The following is a 16,239-nucleotide window of genomic DNA, read 5'->3' as shown; positions in this document are numbered from 1 at the left end:
GGACGAATGGCAGGCTTGGGGTTTATGATTTTTTTCAGGTTTGTGTGAAGGCCGCGTTAGGGATTGTAGTGGAAAGCCCGCAGCGTGAGGTGGCTTTGGGTTAGAGGCTGTTTTAAAATATATAGAAGCCGTCATTGCTTCGTACCTCACAATGACGAACGTGATATAGCAGTTTTATTTATCGTTTTAAACAGCTTCTTAGCATTCTGGCAATTCATCAAATTCTATAAATTGCGGTTCAGGCAACGAACCTGCCTTGTTTTATTACTGATAGCAATTAAAAATAACCTGTTATTAGCTAAATAGATAGGCGTTCTGCATGGTTATAAATCTTTTTTAAAAATTTTTCAAATCACTGTTGAATATTTGATTTAAAAGTCTGATATTTGCAAACTCTTTTTGGATAAAGGGTTGATAATTAAAAATATTTGTCATGTCAAGAATTTGTGATCTAACAGGAAAAGGATCTATTGTAGGTAACAACGTTTCAAACTCAAACGTTAAAACAAAACGCAGATTTCATCCTAACTTGAAACTTAAAAAGTTTTATATTCCTGAAGAAGATAAATGGATTACCTTAAAGGTATCTACTTCTGCTGTGAAAACTATCAGCAAAAACGGTATTACCGCCTGCATTAATAAATTTGTTAAAAAAGGCTACATTTAGTAGTTGACTTTCAAGTTTAGCAGTATAATAAAATTGAAAAATTACGTAAGCCGTGAGGTGACACGTACAACATAAAAATAAAATGGCAAAAAAAGGCAACAGGGTTCAGGTGATTTTAGAGTGCACCGAACACAAAACAAGCGGTATGCCAGGCATGTCTCGCTATATCACCACTAAGAACAAGAAAAACACTACCGAAAGATTAGAGTTGAAAAAATTCAACCCTGTTTTGAGGAAAGTAACTGTTCACAAAGAGATAAAATAATTGGTTGATGAAGTTGATTGGTTGATTAGGTTAACATGCTAACAACAATTAACTTGCTAATTAAATCATTCACTAATTCAAAAAATTAACAAGAAATGGCAAAGAAAGTAGTTGCAACCCTGAAAGTAGCAGGTAAAGGCAAAGAATATTCAAAAGTGATCACTATGAATAAATCACCTAAAACTGGTGCTTATTCATTCAAAACCCAAATTGTCCCTAACGATTTAGTTAAGGATGCAATTGCTGGTAAAACTATATAATCACTCTTTGATTAAAATATTAAAGCCGTCTTGTTTTTACGAGAGGGCTTTTTTTGTTATGCCAGAACCGGAATTAAACGAATTAATTGAATTGTCAGAATAAAACAATTCTGGCTGCAAATTCTTAGAATTCTATAAATTCGGGTTCAGACAAAAATCTGCACATCTGTAATCTAAAATCCGCACATCGTAACATGGGATTATTTGATTTTTTTAAGAAAAAGGAAAATACGCAGCAGGAGCAGCAGGCGCTTGATACCGGTTTAGAAAAAACCAAGGATAACTTTTTTTCAAAGATCACCAAAGCCATCGCCGGTAAGTCAACCGTTAATGATGATGTGCTTGATGATTTGGAAGAAGTACTGGTTACCTCCGATGTTGGCGTAAGCACTACCCTCAAAATCATCGACAGGATCCAGGCCCGCGTTGCCCGCGATAAATACGTAAGCACCAACGAGCTGAATACTCTGCTAAAAGATGAAATTCAGCAGTTACTTGCCGAAAATAACAGTAACGATTTCCGCAATTTTGAATATGGCGATCATAAGCCATACGTAATTATGGTTGTTGGGGTTAACGGTGTGGGTAAAACCACAACTATTGGGAAGCTGGCCCACAAATTAAAACAGGCCGGTAATCAGGTGGTTTTAGGTGCTGCCGATACCTTCCGTGCTGCCGCGGTTGATCAGATCAAACTTTGGGGCGAACGTGTTGGTGTAAAAGTTGTTGCCCAGGCGATGGGTTCAGATCCGGCTTCGGTTGCTTACGATACCCTACGTTCGGCAGTGGCCAATGGCGATGATGTAGCCATTATAGATACCGCCGGTCGTTTGCACAATAAAGTTGGTTTGATGAACGAACTAACCAAGATCAAGAACGTGATGCAAAAGGTTATCCCCGGTGCTCCGCATGAGATTTTGCTGGTGCTTGATGCCTCAACCGGACAAAACGCCATTGAACAATGCAAGCAATTTACCGAGGCTACCAATGTAAATGCTTTAGCGCTTACCAAGCTTGATGGTACGGCTAAAGGCGGCGTGGTAATTGGTATATCAGATCAGTTTAAAATTCCCGTTAAATATATAGGCGTAGGTGAAGGCATGGACCACCTGCAGCTATTTGACAGGCAGGCGTTTGTAGATTCGCTATTTAAGCAATAAGGAAAATAAATTAGTAACGTCATTGCGAGGTACGAAGCAATCCCCGATAAGCAGGTTCGCCCTGTATAGTTTGGGATTGCTTCGTACCTCGCAATGACGATTTTATAGCGTATGAGGACGAAAGAATTAGATAAGCCCCAAAAGGTAGCTAAACCCCGTGTAAACGTGGTAACATTAGGCTGTTCGAAAAATATTTACGATTCGGAAATATTGATGGGCCAGTTGAAGGGCAACCAGTTTGATGTGGTGCATGAGGCCGAGAAGGTAGGCAAAAATGATATTATAGTAATTAATACCTGTGGCTTTATTGATAATGCTAAACAGGAATCAATAGATACCATCCTGCAATACAGCGAACTTAAGGAGCAGGGTAAGGTGGGCAAGGTTATTGTAACCGGCTGCCTGAGCGAGCGCTACAAGCCGGAGCTTGAAGCAGAGATCACCAATGTTGATGCTTATTTTGGCACCAACGATCTGCAAAACCTGCTGGCTACTGTAGGCGCAAATTATAAGCATGAGCTAATTGGTGAACGTTTGCTGACTACTCCATCACATTTTGCTTATTTTAAAATTGCTGAAGGCTGTAACCGTCCTTGCTCGTTTTGTGCTATTCCGTTGATGCGTGGTAAACACCTGAGCTCACCTATTGAGCAATTGGTTGAGGATGCTAAGAAGCTGGCTAAAAACGGCACTAAAGAATTGATCCTGATTGCGCAGGACCTGACTTATTACGGTCTCGACCTTTATGGCAAACGTAACCTGGATGAATTACTTCGTCGTTTGTCTGATGTGAATGGTATTGAATGGATCAGGTTGCAGTATGCTTATCCTTCAGGTTTCCCAATGGAGATCCTGGATGTGATGAACGAGCGTGAAAACATCTGCAAATACCTGGATATGCCGTTGCAGCACATCACCGATAATATGCTGAAATCGATGCGCCGCGGTATCACCAAGCAAAAAACCATTGATATCGTAAATGAGATTCGTGATAGGGTTCCGGGTATCGCTATGCGTACTACGCTGATCACCGGTTATCCGGGCGAAACCCAGCAAGATTTTGAAGAGATGGCTCAATGGGTTGAGGATACCAAGTTTGACCGTCTGGGTTGTTTCACTTACTCACATGAGGAGAAAACCCATGCCCATAGTTTGGTTGACGACGTGCCTGAAGAAGTAAAACAGGAACGCGCAGATGCTATTATGGAAATTCAACAAGGCATATCTTTTGATAAAAACCAGGAGAAGATCGGCAATACCTACAAAGTGCTGATTGACAAAAAGGATGGCGGTTACTTTGTTGGCCGTACCGAATTTGATTCGCCTGAGGTTGATAATGAAGTTTTGATTGACGCAAGCATTGATTATGCTACCGTTGGCAGCTTTGTTAACGTAAAGATAGACAGCGCCGAGGACTTTGACCTTTATGGACAAATTGTAAAATAATGTTAATTTGCAGTCTGCTGTAAAGCGATTTGCGATTTATAATCTAATTTCGACATCAGCATTTAATTTTATTTGCTGATGTTTTGTTTTAGGGCAAATCCGAAATCGAACATCCCAAATCCAAAATGAAAAATGGACGCATCCTGTATAAGTTATAAAGACACCGGTTTCTTTTCAAACACAGTTGCCGAATACATCGACAATAAACCAGAACTACAACCTTTTTATGGCTACCGCCCTGATATGGCCGGTTTTGCCGATTTTTTGAAAAGCAAAAAGGTTGTTGCCGACCGCGAAGTTCTGGTACGTGTTTTAACTAAACAATATGAATGTTTAGGCAAGGAACCCGGTAAATTATGTACTTACTCAACCGCCCTTACAGCCCAAAACCTGGAGCTGTTAAAGCAGGACAATACTTATACCATTACAACCGGGCACCAGCTAAATATCTTCGCCGGGCCGTTGTATTTCCTTTATAAAATAGCTACGGCCATTAAATTGGCGCAGCAATTAAAAGCCGCTCATCCGGATAAAAACTTTGTACCTGTTTACTGGATGGCCAGCGAAGACCACGACTTTGCCGAGATCAACTATACCAATATAGGCGGTAAAAAAGTACACTGGTGGTACGAAGCTTCGGGAGCAACCGGCCGTATCGATCCGGTGAGCATACGCCAGGCGCTTAACCAGTACAAAGGTGTTTTAGGTATGGAAGGCCACGCGACCGATCTTGCCGAAATTGTTGAAACAGCCTACACCAAATTTGATAAGCTTGCGGATGCTACAAGATACCTGGTTAACTCTTTGTTTGGCCAATACGGTTTAGTGATCATTGACGCCGATGACCATGAGTTTAAAAAGGAATTCGCGCAAATTATTGAACAGGATATTATTGGTCAGCATAGCTTCAAAAATATCAGCGAAACCAATCAAAAACTACATGAGCTTGGTGTACATATCCAGGTTAATCCACGCGAGATCAATTTCTTTTACCTGAAGGATCAGCTGCGCGAAAGGATAGTTTTTGAGAATGACAGCTATCATGTGCTTAATACCGAGATTAGTTTTACCGAAGCTGAACTAAAAAAAGAAATAGCCGAATATCCGGAACGTTTTAGCCCTAACGTCGTGATGCGCCCACTATACCAGGAATGTATTTTGCCAAACATCGCTTATATCGGTGGCGGTGCCGAAGTAGTTTACTGGCTGGAGCTGAAATCGAACTTTGATCATTATAAAATTGATTTCCCGATCCTGATCCTCCGTAACTCTGCATTGGTAATTAAAAAGGAGCAAGCGGCCAAAATATCACGAATGGATTTAGATAGCCTTTCCTTATTTAAAGAAAGTGATGCCCTGCAAACCTACTGGATTAAAAAGCACAGCGATCATAACCTGAGCATTGCCGAAGAATGGCGCGAAATGGAAAGCTTGTTCGAAAAAATAAAGCTGCGTGCTTACAAGATAGATCCTACACTTTCTCCATCAGCAGCGGCTGTACAGGCGCGCCTTAAAAAGGCCATGGATAACCTGGAAAAGAAACTGATCCGCGCCGAAAAAAGAAATTATAGCGTACGTTTAGAGCAATTAACTGCCGTTAAAGCCGAGCTATTCCCGAAGGATAGTCTGCAGGAACGCTCCGAAAACTTTGGCCTCATGTATGTAAAATGGGGACAAACCTTTATTGATGAGCTTATCCGTCTGTTTGAACCATTAGATTTTAAGTTTACGGTGCTGACGGAGAAGTAAAAGCCATTTCCACCACGTCATTGCGAGGCACGAAGCAATCGCGAACTGTACAGGGCGATTTGCAAAGCCACTCTGTAAGTATGGGATTGCTTCGTGCCTCGCAATGACGGGCAAAAAAGCAACAAAACCCCGCTGCCGGAAAGAAAAATAGTAAACCGGCAACAGGGCTCGCACACAAAACACAAGGATTTTTACTCCGACTTAAGACTTTGAACTCAAGACTTCCGACTTCAAATTTTACTCTTCCCCCACCAGCTTAAACACCATCCCGTCCATATCTTCGGTAATCCTGATCTGACATGCCAGGCGACTTGCAGGAGGGGCATAGGGTAAGGTATCCAATACATCCAGCTCGGTATCAGTTGCGGTAAAATATTCTTCAGGGCCTTCTATTACCTGCACATGGCAGGTAGCACAAAGCGCCATGCCGCCGCAAGTAGCCAGGATGTCATACTCAGATGCTTTCAGTACTTCCATCAGGCTCAGGTTAATACCTTCCGGTATTTCGACCGACCTGCTGCCGCCGTCGCGGTCAATTATGGTTAAATTTATCATGGCTAAAAAGCGCTTACACCGTAAACGGTGGTATATTTAAAACTCAGTTTTTGCTCGGGGAAAACATATTTGAAGGCACTTTGCGCCATCAATGCACTCTCGTGGAAGCCGCACAATATCAGCTTAAGCTTACCCAGATAGGTGTTGATATCCCCAATAGCGTAGATGCGCTCGATATTGGTGCTGTAATCAACTGTATTTACCGCGATGGCTGATCGATCTATGTTCAATCCCCAATCGGCGATGGGGCCAAGTTTAGGGCTAAGACCGAAGAGTGGAATAAGGTGATCGGCCTCAATGTGGCTAACCTGTTGGTCGCGGTCAAGCAGGGTGATCTCGCGCAGACGGTCATCGCCCGTTAAGGCAACCACGTTCGATTTCAGGATCAGGTCGATCTTACCTTCCCGTGCCAGGTCAAATACTTTCTCCGCACTGTCAGGTGCTCCGCGGAAAGTATCGCCCCGGTGAACAAGTGTAACCCGTTCGGCTACGTTGCTCAGGAAAACGGCCCAATCCAACGCTGAATCACCACCACCAGCCAACACCACTTTTTTATCTCGGAAATGTTCGGGGTTTTTAACCATATAGGCTACGCCTTTACCCTCAAAATCTGTAAGGCGGTCAATTTCCGGTTTGCGGGGTTCAAAGCAACCAAGTCCGCCGGCAATTACTACTACCTGGCAATGAACAACAGTACCATCATTGGTGATGATGTTGTATGAGCCATCCTCATTACGCTGCAGGTTTTCCACGCGTTCTCCTAAACTGAAGGTTGGGTGAAACGGGGCTATCTGCAGCATCAGGTTATCTACCAGTTGTTGTGCGGTAACATCGGGGTAACCCGGAATGTCATATATAGGTTTATGAGGATAGATTTCAGAAAGCTGACCGCCAACCTGCGGCAGTACGTCAATTAAATGGCAGCGCATTTTGAGCAGTCCGGCTTCAAAAACGGCAAATAAACCAACAGGCCCGGCGCCTATAATGCAGATATCGGTAGTAATGTGTTCCATGTGTGATTGCCTTTTGTTCAGCACTCAAATTTGGAGCTAAACCTATTGGTAATCAAATGATATAAAGTAATATGCGATTACTTTAAGTTATAATTGGCGAGGCAAAAACGTTTAAATAATTCAATCAGTTTGCTGTGTTTCCCATGCAGCTGAATAAATTGAAACGTGCGGAAAATCTCCAATCCTTTAACGTCAATAATGCTGAGCTCGTTGTATTTCAATTCGCTCACTACCGATTGGATGGAGAGGAATGTAGCTGTTTCTGAGTATAAAAGGTATTGTTTTATGGCGATACTGCTCTCCAGCTGAATCTCTATATTAAGGTCTTTGGGATTGATCTGTATGGCCGCCAAGGCATTGAAAATAACATCCAGCGTACCCGATCCTGCTTCTCTTAAAACCAGTGGAATAGCGGGTAATTGTTTTGGGGAGATCTCGGCTTTTTTGGATAACTTATTGTTAGCGCTGGTCACCAGTACAATTTCGTCCTTGATGAAATCGGTATAAGATAATTGCGGCGAATGGGCCGCACCTTCAACTATAGCGATATCTATTTTTTCGGCAAGTACCAGTTGCGAGATTTGGTCGGTATTGGCCTGGATAAAGTTGAAGGTGACCTTAGGGTATGTTTTTTTGAACATAGCCAACAGCTTAGGCAAAATGGTTTGGGCTACGGTGGTACTGGCCCCTATGTGCAGGGTACCGGCTTCTAAATTGTTAAGCTGTGCCAGTTCGGTTTCAAGCTCGGTATAAGTCTGAAAAATCTTTTCGGCATATTTTTCAAGGATCTTGCCAGCGGTAGTGAGGGCGATATTATTGCCGTTACGCTTAAACAGCTGCACGCTAAGCTGCTGTTCAAGTTCCTTGATATGTTTGGTGACAGCAGGCTGGGTAATAAACAACTCAGATGCGGCCTTGGTAAAGCTCAACCGCTGCGCAACTGTATAAAAAACCTTCAACCTGAAATCAAATATCATTGAGCCAATTTAGGAATAAATAGTTGAGATTAATTGCTTCCGATTTTTATGTCATTGCTGTAACAACGAAGCAATTGCTTGGAAGCACAGCCGCTCTGTATAGCAAGCGATTGCCGCGCTTCGCTCAGCAATAACATAAAATTACATCAACCTGTATAGGAACTTTAGTTGGTAACTAATTGTGGATTGGCGTTTTTGCGTTTCAGGATTAAAGCTGCTATCAGCGCAATCACCAGGCCAACGGGCAAAATCTCCATATAAGTAAGCACAATAACGCCAAAAGGGTTTTTATACATGTTAACATAACCGGCCATACTTGCCTCCTGCTGTTTAAGTTCGGCATCCGTTGCGCCGTGGGCTTTGGCTTCCCTTAAAACATGGGCTACATATTTAGTCATAAAATCGGGATAGAAATTGTAGAGCTCGATAAGCCATACAATTACATAAACAGTTGATGTGATGAGCACAATATAAAGGCCAATCATAAAAGCTTTGCCGAAACTGATTACGCCTTCATTGTATTTATCGCGGTAGTTTTTAATAGCTACAAATATCAGTGAGAAAGCCAGCAGCATGGAGCCGTAGCCCACCCACATGTTGCCCTGAAAATTGGGATTGTTATAACACAGGGCCCCCGAAATTCCACCGGTTGCGGCAATGATCAAACCGGAGATTGCCCCAAAAACAAGTACATTCTTTTTCATATCGTTTTATGTTTTGATAGCACAAATTTGACTTGTCAGAAACTTTTCGGGCTCATACTTTAGGGTGATTTTGAAAAATATGCCGTTTTTAGTACCAAAGTATGATGCCGGTTAAGGGATAATGCTTAGCCGTTTGCCCATTTCAACGGCTTGTGTACGGCGTTTTACCTCCATTTTTTCAAACACCCTTGCCGAGTGGGTTTTGATGGTATTTAACGATACAAACAATCGCTCTGAAATTTCCTGGTTGCTCAGCCCTTCGGCCATCAGTTGCAAAACATCCAGCTCACGTTTGCTGAGGCCCAGTTTTTCTACCTCGGCCTGGTTAACAGTAAATTCGGGGCCGTTATTTACATAAACCTGCTTTTCTACTATTACTGTTTTGGGTTTGGTAAGCTTTAATGCCAGCCAGATCCCGAGCGCGGTAAAAAATACGGCAATGGCGCCCATGTATACTTCATAAGCATTGTTAACTATTACCAGTTTTAGTTCGAGCCATTTCAGCAAAAGTAATAACACAGCAAGGCACAGCCCATACAGTATGGTAAGCTTGTTTTTTGCCAGCAGGTTTGGAGCCATGTTGTAATAACCGATTTATCTTAAAATTAGGATATTTTATACAAAGCCCGAAAAGTGTAAAAACAAAAAAACGGGAGAATATCCCGTTTTTAAAAGTAGTTTATAGCATCAAGGAAATCCCCTAATCCTGAAAATCAATGTTCTTTTTTATTGAGCAGCTTTTTTTATCGCGTCTTTTTTAGCTTTCTTTTCGGCTTTCATTTCAGCATAAAGCTTTTTCTGCTCAGGGGTAAAGATCTTGTCGAGCTTTTCGGAAGTTTGTTTTTTGATCTTCTGATCGGCCAGGTGACTTGTCTTTTTGTCCTGCTTTAATTTCTTCAGGCTATCAATGCTTGTGGCTTGTGCCAGTAAAACAGCGTTTACTTTTTTGGTTTGATCGGCAGTAAGTTTCAAATGTTTTTCCAGGTGCTCGGTTTTATTGCCTGCTTTTTGGGCCGGTGTTTTTTCTACTTTCTTTTGCGCGCTTGCGGTGAAGCTTAGTCCGCCGGCCAGGGCCAGTATCATCAGTAATTTTTTCATGGTTCTTATTTTTTCAGATAATTAAAGCTATTGACAATATAGATGGGTTTTAGTTTAAATAGCTAAATATTTAAGTTTGTTTTACAATTAAATTAAACCAAGCTGCCTTTTTGTGGTCATACTGTAGCATGTAAATTAAATTTTTTTAATTAATAACCCGGATACTATGAAAAAGGCTGTTAAGTACTGGTGTGGCTTTGTTTTGTTGTTGTGTGTGTGTACCGTATTTACTGCCTTTTTGCCGGGCTATTCTGCCTACTCCGATTTGAAGTTTCCTTATAAAAAAGCCGGCTTAACTTCCGAACAGGCTGCCGCCCATTTACTAAGTCGTTTTACATACGGTGAAACACCCGGCGAAGTAGAAGAAGTAGTTAAAATGGGCCCGGAAAAATGGTTCGCGGCTCAACTTGATGCCCAAATGCCTGATGATTCCTTAAACCAGCTTCTGGATAAATACGACGCGCTTAAGCTTAGCAATACTGAGGTTGTAGCACAATACCCCAAAGGTGGCCAGGTTTTACGAATGGCCGTAAAGGATGGTGTTGTTAACAAAGATTCGGTAAAAACTGATAGAAAAGCCTATCGCGATCAGCTGCAAAACTATATGCAGCAAAATGGCTTGAAACCCGAGCAGGAGTTATTGCGCCAATTCATCAATCAAAAAATATTAAGGGCTGCTTACAGCAATAACCAGTTGCAGGAAGTGATGACCAGTTTCTGGTTTAACCATTTCAATGTATCTGTTGTTAAAAACGACTGCTCCCAGTTTATTCCCGCTTATGAGCGTGATGTAATTCGCCCTAACGCATTAGGGAAATTTAACGACCTGTTGCTGGCCACCGCCAAGTCGCCGGCCATGTTGTATTACCTGGATAATTTCAGCAGCTCGGGCAATAACGATAATATGCAGGCTGGCAATGGTCAGGTTCGCCGCCGCCTTGCGCTGCAAATGCAAAGCACCGATACCGCGCGTTTTGCCAATATGCCTAAGTTAAACAAGGCAAAAAAAGCCCAGGGACTAAATGAAAATTACGCCCGCGAGGTAATGGAATTGCACACCCTTGGGGTAGATGGGGGGTATACCCAGCAGGATGTTACCCAGGCGGCAAGAGTACTTACGGGTTGGTCGGTGTATCCGATGGGCGCTTACGGAAACGCCGGGCAAAAGTTAATGAACCGTGTAGGTGATGATAAATTGCAAAGTCGGGGTTTTGTACATGACGGTGATTTTCTGTTTAATCCCAACAAGCATGATAATGGCGAAAAGATAGTTTTAGGCCACCAGTTTACTGCAGGTGGTGGTTATGATGAGGGCGTACAATTGCTTACTATGCTGGCACATCAGCAAGCTACAGCGAAATTTATATCAAAAAAATTAGCCACCCGTTTTGTGAGCGATAATCCTCCGCAAACACTCATCGATAAAATGGCCCGCACCTTTATGAGTAAAGACGGTGACATTAAACAAGTATTGATCACCATGGTTGATGCGCCGGAGTTTTGGAATGCAGCGGCTGTAAGGGAAAAAACAAAATCGCCGTTTGAGCTGGCCATAGGTTCGGTGCGTGCACTGCATGCCGACGTTAACCAGCCTTACCAGTTGTTTAACTGGATAAATAAAATGGGCGAAAAAATCTATTATTATCAGGCTCCTACAGGTTTTCCTGATAAAGGCCAGTACTGGATCAATACCGGCGCGCTGTTAAACCGCATGAACTTTGGCCTCGCGCTGGCATCAGGCAGAATCCCCGGTGTAAAGGTCGATCTGGCCGCGCTCAATAACCATCACGAACCCGAAAGCGCCCAGGCGGCGCTTACCACATATAGTAAACTGATATTGCCGGGGCGTCCGCTTGATGAAACCATCAAAAGGCTTACCCCAATGCTTAATGATCCAAAACTCATGGAAAAGGTTGACGAAGCCAGTGCCAAAACTCCTGCTGCAACTATGGCACCGGCAAGCAGCAACGAAATGATGGATCAACAGGCTGGTTTAAAAGGCAAGCGAAAAAATAATTTTACGGCGATGCAAAGCACAGCGGGCAATAATTCAATGCTTGCACAGGTGGTTGGGGTTATCATTGGCTCGCCCGAATATCAAAGGCGTTAACAGCAGGAGGATTTAAAAATGGTATCAAGAAGAGGATTTTTAAAATCGGGCGGACTGGCCCTTTTAGGCGTGGGCTTACTGGGCGGTATTCCCGGCTTTTTGGCCGAGGCTGCTGCAAGCGAGAAGATCTTATCGCCATATAAAAAGAAAAAAACGCTGGTGTGCATTTTTCAGCGCGGGGCTATGGACGGCCTTATGGCGGTTACCCCTTTTACCGATGAATATTTGCAAGCTGCCCGTCCAAACCTGTTTATGTCGGCAGCAAAAAGCGGCACGGGTAATCCGCTGATTGATTTGGATGGCCGCTTTGGTTTGCACCCCGCCATGAAAGCATTTGAACCTGTGTTTCGTGAGAAAAGATTAGGCATAGTGCATGGTATAGGGTCGCCTAATAATACCCGCTCGCATTTTGATGCACAGGATTACATGGAATCGGGCACGCCATTTAACAAAGGTACGTCAAGCGGCTGGCTTAATAGGGCTATAGGTTTGCTCGGCCATGACGCGCTTACGCCTTTTACCGCTGTAAGTATGACATCGGCTATGCCACGTTCTTTTTATGGCGATAACCCATCCGTAGCCATTAGTAACCTGCAGGATTTTGCTATTCAGATGCGTGGTAACCCTACCGGAGCTAATATGGCTGCCAAAAGCTTTGAGGACCTGTATGATCAAACCGCGTCGGGCCTGCTGAAGCAAACCGGGAAGGAAAGCTTTGAAGCCATGAAAATGCTTCAGAAAACCAATATTAAAAATTACACCCCAGCTAACGGTGCCGTTTACCCCAACTCGGCATTGGGTAATTCGTTAAAGCAAATTGCCCAGCTTATTAAAATGGATGTAGGACTGGAAGTGGCTTTTGCTGAATCTAATGGTTGGGATACCCACTTTAACCAGGGTACCGAAAACGGTGTATTTGCCCGTAACGTGTCCGATTTGAGCAACAGTATGATGGCTTTATGGACAGATCTTGGTTCCTATCAGGATGATGTTACCGTAATGACCATGACCGAATTTGGTCGTACTGTTCATCAAAACGGAACTGGTGGTACAGATCATGGCCGCGCCTCCTGTAACTTTATTTTGGGCAATGATGTAAATGGCGGTTTAGTTTATGGTGATATAAAACCGTTAGCTATCGAAAACCTGGAGGATGGCCGCGACCTTGCGGTAACTACCGATTTTAGAAGCGTATTTAGCTCTGTAGCTGATAAACACCTCGCCATAAATAATGACCACATACTATTCCCGGATTGGAAAGGGGATAGGGTGAATGTGATGAGGGGATAAAGTAATTCTTTAATGCTGCCGTGAGTTTAGCGATGGCGTGCAATTGTGCTCTTAAAGACTTACGAAGTTTTCAAAACTTCGTAAGTCTGAAACGAAGGGAAAAACAACTACATAATAGTATAAGTAAGTGTAGTATAATAGAAACCGCCAATTGATGGGCCGCCTAAAAAGGAGTTATAATATTTATTGGTGAGGTTGCTGGCACCCAGTTTTACATTAAGTTTTGTTTTCAGGAAATCATAATTAACCTGCGCGTCAAAAGTGCCGTAATGGTCAACGTTACCATTTACTAAAAAGGATTGCCAGTAATAGCCACTTTGCCATTTGTAGGTTACATTAAACCCTAAGTTACCTGCCACACGGTTACCACCAAAAGAGAAATTAGTGATCCATTGCGGTGTATTGAAACCATCTTCAAGGGCATCCTCATTGGTTGTTCGCTGTAACTTGGCATAAGATGCATTGCCGGATAATTGCAGGTTGGCCGGTAAGTGATAGGTAAGCCCAATGCTACCGCCAATATTGGTAACCTTACTTTGCGAATTAGTCCATACCCGGTAACGGGCCTGTTTATTTTTATCATTCAGATAATAAGGGATCGAATCGGCTTTTTGCGTATTAGGTACATTGACCTCTACCTGGGCAATAAAGTGATCGTATTTGTTGTAGTAAAAGTCCGCGTCGGCACTCAGCTTTCCATCAAAAAATAATGCCTTGTAACCGGCCTCAAATGAGTTAATATGCTCAGGTTGCAAATAGGTGTAAGGGTTCTTTTTCAGCAAGCCCTTTTCTTTTTCGATGGCCGCGTTTGTGGTGATGCCCTGGTTAAAATCATTTTTTACAGCGGTTTGGAAAGCATCTATCGAAGTACGGAGGTACGAGTTTTCAAAAATGCCGTTTGATACCACGCGCAAGCCGCCAATACGTTTTACCCCGCCGCTGTTTACGTTAGAGAAAGCTTCGAAAATACTCGGGAACCGATAACCGCTCTGAAATGATACCCGGATATTATGCTCAACAACCGGCGAAAATACCAATGTAAAACGAGGGTTCAGTTTCAGGTCGAAGTAATCATTCCTGTCGCCGCGCAGTGTGGCCGATAGTTTAAGTTTATTGTCCCAAAGTTCTTTTGATGCTTGTATAAAGCCGCCCGTTTTGCTGTAATCCAAATTGCTGAATTCTTTGCCGGGCACATAATTGATGAAGTAGTTACCATCGGGATGGATGATATAGGTACGGTGGTCAAACCCGGCAAGCAGATCCAGCCCGGTTTGTTTGATAAAATCTTTGGAGATGGCTTTTGAGATATCTGCCTGTCCTTCTATGTGAAACAGATCATCTTTAACGCGCAGGGCCGAACCCACATCCCAGTTGTTAATATCAGCAAGTTTGTTGAGGGTGGCATTAAAGGCGGGTGTTCCGGGTTGGTACCGGCCTGCGTCCGCAAACTGGCGGGCCTGGTTCAGGGCTTGCTGTACATTTGCTCCTGCCGAAGTGGCATTGTTGAAACCTTTTGTAAAATCGGCATACCAGTCGTTATCGCTTTTAAAGTTGCGGTCCTGGTTTTCACCGGCAGAGCGCAGATTGTATGATTTGCCCGTGTTTTCAATAGTGAGGTAAGTGCGTACCTGGAAAATATCATTCTTCAATTCCAGTGCATGTTGCTGTAAAGTGTAACCTTTTAGCCTGAAGCGGTTGGCCCGTTGGTAAATATTATCCAGGTCGCCAAAACGGAAGGTATAGGTAAGCTGTGTTTTAGCATTGAATTTATAAGCCAATGCTGCGTCTAACTTCACGTTATGCAAACCATAACTGGTAAGATCTTTTTCAGCATATCCTGTACGGGCAACCGAATACTGTTTGCCGCCGAGGGTAATTGTTTTTCTGTCGGATGATTCATTGCCATAACCGTTAATGGGGTCATAGGCAGGGTTTTGCGGCCCGCCCGGAATGCCCAGTTTGGCGTTGGCCGCGGCGTTTTGATCAGTTGTATTGTCGGCTATCCAGTCGTACCCAGTGGTATAAGTGCCATTCAGTTTAAAGGCAAATTTAGGCGAGAGTACCTGAGCTATCCTGAAACTGGTTTCTGAAAAACCTTTTACGCCGGTTTCTTTATCGCCTACGTGGTTAATGCCCGTTTTTTGTTGAATGGTAATACCGGGCGAAGTAAATGGATCTTTAGTGATAAAATTTGCGAACCCGTTTATCGCGTTCAGGCCGTAAAGCGCGGATGCAGTACCGGGGATGATCTCTACGCTTTCAATGTCAAGATCACTTGGCCCCAGCGCGTTGCCGATAGGAGCGCCTAAATGTGGTGCCTGGTTGTCAACCCCATCAACCAATTGGGTAAAGCGAACATTGGTGGTATTGGCAAAACCGCGGGTGTTAATGATCCTGAAGCCAAGGCTTGGAGTAATAAGCTGAACGCCCTTTACATTTTCCAGGGCATCAAAAAAAGAGGGTGCTGCCGAAAGCTTAAAGGCAGATGCCCTGATCTTTTCGATACTTACCGGCGAGCGTAAAATACTTTCGCTGATGCGGGATGCGGAGACAACTACTTCCTGCAGTTGCTTCTTTTTAATGGCTGTTGTATCGGCCTGAGTTTTCTTGAGCGTGTCTTGCGCTTTAGCGGCTAAGCACGTGCCCGATAGGGACAAAATTAAAAGTAGTTTTTTGTTCATGTGGTTTTTTAGGTTGCGACCCTTAAAGTGAAATGTAAAAATAACGTTATGTTTTATAAAACATAACGATGGTGCCGGAATTGGAATTTTCATAGTTTATGCCGATGGTCAGGGTTTTGGCGTGTTAGTCGGTCTTGTTGATAAAACCTTACACAGAATTTGCTTGCTTTGATACATATCGACTAAAAACTGAACCAATTTGTATCGTCGCATAGGTTAAAATTACGCTATAAATAAATCTTAGTTGATAAGACTTATTTATTA

The 16,239-nt window shown here is 43.1% G+C and carries 15 protein-coding genes; 8 read left to right on the top strand and 7 right to left on the bottom strand.

Annotated features, from left to right (window positions below; genetic code table 11):
- The first annotated feature begins 433 nt into the window (after positions 1–433).
- The 6 genes from rpmB to bshC all read left to right on the top strand — a co-directional run bounded on the left by rpmB (position 434) and on the right by bshC (position 5,547).
- Positions 434–667, top strand: a complete 234-nt coding sequence (gene rpmB / locus DEO27_RS23430) for a 50S ribosomal protein L28 (protein ID WP_022830076.1) — start codon at positions 434–436, stop codon at positions 665–667.
- Between the two features lie 82 nt (positions 668–749).
- A complete protein-coding gene (gene rpmG, locus DEO27_RS23425) occupies positions 750–932 on the top strand; it encodes a 50S ribosomal protein L33 (RefSeq protein ID WP_022830075.1) in 183 nt (60 codons plus the stop codon).
- Positions 933–1,027: 95 nt separating this feature from the next.
- Positions 1,028–1,192 (top strand): DUF4295 domain-containing protein, encoded by a 165-nt coding sequence (locus tag DEO27_RS23420; protein WP_022830074.1) that lies wholly within the window; start codon positions 1,028–1,030, stop codon positions 1,190–1,192.
- Between the two features lie 194 nt (positions 1,193–1,386).
- Positions 1,387–2,352, top strand: coding sequence for a signal recognition particle-docking protein FtsY (gene ftsY / locus DEO27_RS23415; protein ID WP_112575726.1), 966 nt, complete (start codon positions 1,387–1,389; stop codon positions 2,350–2,352).
- 111 nt (positions 2,353–2,463) lie between these two features.
- Positions 2,464–3,798, top strand: a complete 1,335-nt coding sequence (gene rimO / locus DEO27_RS23410) for a 30S ribosomal protein S12 methylthiotransferase RimO (protein WP_112575727.1) — start codon at positions 2,464–2,466, stop codon at positions 3,796–3,798.
- A gap of 132 nt (positions 3,799–3,930) precedes the next feature.
- Positions 3,931–5,547: a bacillithiol biosynthesis cysteine-adding enzyme BshC gene (gene bshC / locus DEO27_RS23405; protein WP_112575728.1), complete on the top strand. Its 1,617-nt coding sequence runs from the start codon at positions 3,931–3,933 to the stop codon at positions 5,545–5,547.
- 237 nt (positions 5,548–5,784) lie between these two features.
- On the opposite strand, the gene DEO27_RS23400 is transcribed toward bshC, so the two are convergent.
- The 6 genes from DEO27_RS23400 to DEO27_RS23375 all read right to left on the bottom strand — a co-directional run bounded on the left by DEO27_RS23400 (position 5,785) and on the right by DEO27_RS23375 (position 9,894).
- On the bottom strand, positions 5,785–6,102 hold the full coding sequence (locus DEO27_RS23400; protein WP_112575729.1) for a 2Fe-2S iron-sulfur cluster-binding protein: 318 nt from the start codon (positions 6,100–6,102) through the stop codon (positions 5,785–5,787).
- A gap of 2 nt (positions 6,103–6,104) precedes the next feature.
- Positions 6,105–7,115: an NAD(P)/FAD-dependent oxidoreductase gene (locus DEO27_RS23395; RefSeq protein WP_112575730.1), complete on the bottom strand. Its 1,011-nt coding sequence runs from the start codon at positions 7,113–7,115 to the stop codon at positions 6,105–6,107.
- Positions 7,116–7,192: 77 nt separating this feature from the next.
- Entirely contained in the window at positions 7,193–8,092 is a 900-nt protein-coding gene (locus DEO27_RS23390) for a LysR substrate-binding domain-containing protein (protein WP_223818033.1), read from the bottom strand.
- A gap of 164 nt (positions 8,093–8,256) precedes the next feature.
- On the bottom strand, positions 8,257–8,796 hold the full coding sequence (locus DEO27_RS23385) for a DUF4199 domain-containing protein (RefSeq protein ID WP_112575731.1): 540 nt from the start codon (positions 8,794–8,796) through the stop codon (positions 8,257–8,259).
- 111 nt (positions 8,797–8,907) lie between these two features.
- Complete coding sequence (locus tag DEO27_RS23380; RefSeq protein WP_112575732.1) at positions 8,908–9,375, bottom strand: response regulator transcription factor; 468 nt, start codon at positions 9,373–9,375, stop codon at positions 8,908–8,910.
- A 147-nt stretch (positions 9,376–9,522) separates the two neighbouring features.
- Positions 9,523–9,894: a hypothetical protein gene (locus DEO27_RS23375; RefSeq protein ID WP_112575733.1), complete on the bottom strand. Its 372-nt coding sequence runs from the start codon at positions 9,892–9,894 to the stop codon at positions 9,523–9,525.
- Between the two features lie 166 nt (positions 9,895–10,060).
- Between DEO27_RS23375 and DEO27_RS23370 the strand changes: the two genes are divergently transcribed.
- Positions 10,061–12,004 carry a DUF1800 domain-containing protein gene (locus DEO27_RS23370; RefSeq protein WP_112575734.1) on the top strand — a complete coding sequence of 648 codons (1,944 nt, stop codon included), beginning with the start codon at positions 10,061–10,063 and terminating at the stop codon, positions 12,002–12,004.
- 18 nt (positions 12,005–12,022) lie between these two features.
- Entirely contained in the window at positions 12,023–13,294 is a 1,272-nt protein-coding gene (locus DEO27_RS23365; RefSeq protein WP_112575735.1) for a DUF1501 domain-containing protein, read from the top strand.
- A gap of 107 nt (positions 13,295–13,401) precedes the next feature.
- On the opposite strand, the gene DEO27_RS23360 is transcribed toward DEO27_RS23365, so the two are convergent.
- Positions 13,402–15,975 carry a TonB-dependent receptor gene (locus DEO27_RS23360; protein ID WP_112575736.1) on the bottom strand — a complete coding sequence of 858 codons (2,574 nt, stop codon included), beginning with the start codon at positions 15,973–15,975 and terminating at the stop codon, positions 13,402–13,404.
- Positions 15,976–16,239: the final 264 nt, after the last annotated feature.

The sequence above is a fragment of the Mucilaginibacter rubeus genome (assembly GCF_003286415.2).
Taxonomy (GTDB): domain Bacteria; phylum Bacteroidota; class Bacteroidia; order Sphingobacteriales; family Sphingobacteriaceae; genus Mucilaginibacter; species Mucilaginibacter rubeus_A.
The sequence above is the reverse complement of the archived record's forward strand: the minus strand, read 5'-3'. Positions and strand labels throughout refer to the sequence as shown.

Coding starts and splice junctions, on each gene's coding strand:
- rpmB (WP_022830076.1), top strand. CDS start 434: ATGTCAAGAATTTGTGATCTAACAGGAAAAGGATCTATTGTAGGTAAC.
- rpmG (WP_022830075.1), top strand. CDS start 750: ATGGCAAAAAAAGGCAACAGGGTTCAGGTGATTTTAGAGTGCACCGAA.
- DEO27_RS23420 (WP_022830074.1), top strand. CDS start 1,028: ATGGCAAAGAAAGTAGTTGCAACCCTGAAAGTAGCAGGTAAAGGCAAA.
- ftsY (WP_112575726.1), top strand. CDS start 1,387: ATGGGATTATTTGATTTTTTTAAGAAAAAGGAAAATACGCAGCAGGAG.
- rimO (WP_112575727.1), top strand. CDS start 2,464: ATGAGGACGAAAGAATTAGATAAGCCCCAAAAGGTAGCTAAACCCCGT.
- bshC (WP_112575728.1), top strand. CDS start 3,931: ATGGACGCATCCTGTATAAGTTATAAAGACACCGGTTTCTTTTCAAAC.
- DEO27_RS23400 (WP_112575729.1), bottom strand. CDS start 6,102: ATGATAAATTTAACCATAATTGACCGCGACGGCGGCAGCAGGTCGGTC.
- DEO27_RS23395 (WP_112575730.1), bottom strand. CDS start 7,115: ATGGAACACATTACTACCGATATCTGCATTATAGGCGCCGGGCCTGTT.
- DEO27_RS23390 (WP_223818033.1), bottom strand. CDS start 8,092: ATGATATTTGATTTCAGGTTGAAGGTTTTTTATACAGTTGCGCAGCGG.
- DEO27_RS23385 (WP_112575731.1), bottom strand. CDS start 8,796: ATGAAAAAGAATGTACTTGTTTTTGGGGCAATCTCCGGTTTGATCATT.
- DEO27_RS23380 (WP_112575732.1), bottom strand. CDS start 9,375: ATGGCTCCAAACCTGCTGGCAAAAAACAAGCTTACCATACTGTATGGG.
- DEO27_RS23375 (WP_112575733.1), bottom strand. CDS start 9,894: ATGAAAAAATTACTGATGATACTGGCCCTGGCCGGCGGACTAAGCTTC.
- DEO27_RS23370 (WP_112575734.1), top strand. CDS start 10,061: ATGAAAAAGGCTGTTAAGTACTGGTGTGGCTTTGTTTTGTTGTTGTGT.
- DEO27_RS23365 (WP_112575735.1), top strand. CDS start 12,023: ATGGTATCAAGAAGAGGATTTTTAAAATCGGGCGGACTGGCCCTTTTA.
- DEO27_RS23360 (WP_112575736.1), bottom strand. CDS start 15,975: ATGAACAAAAAACTACTTTTAATTTTGTCCCTATCGGGCACGTGCTTA.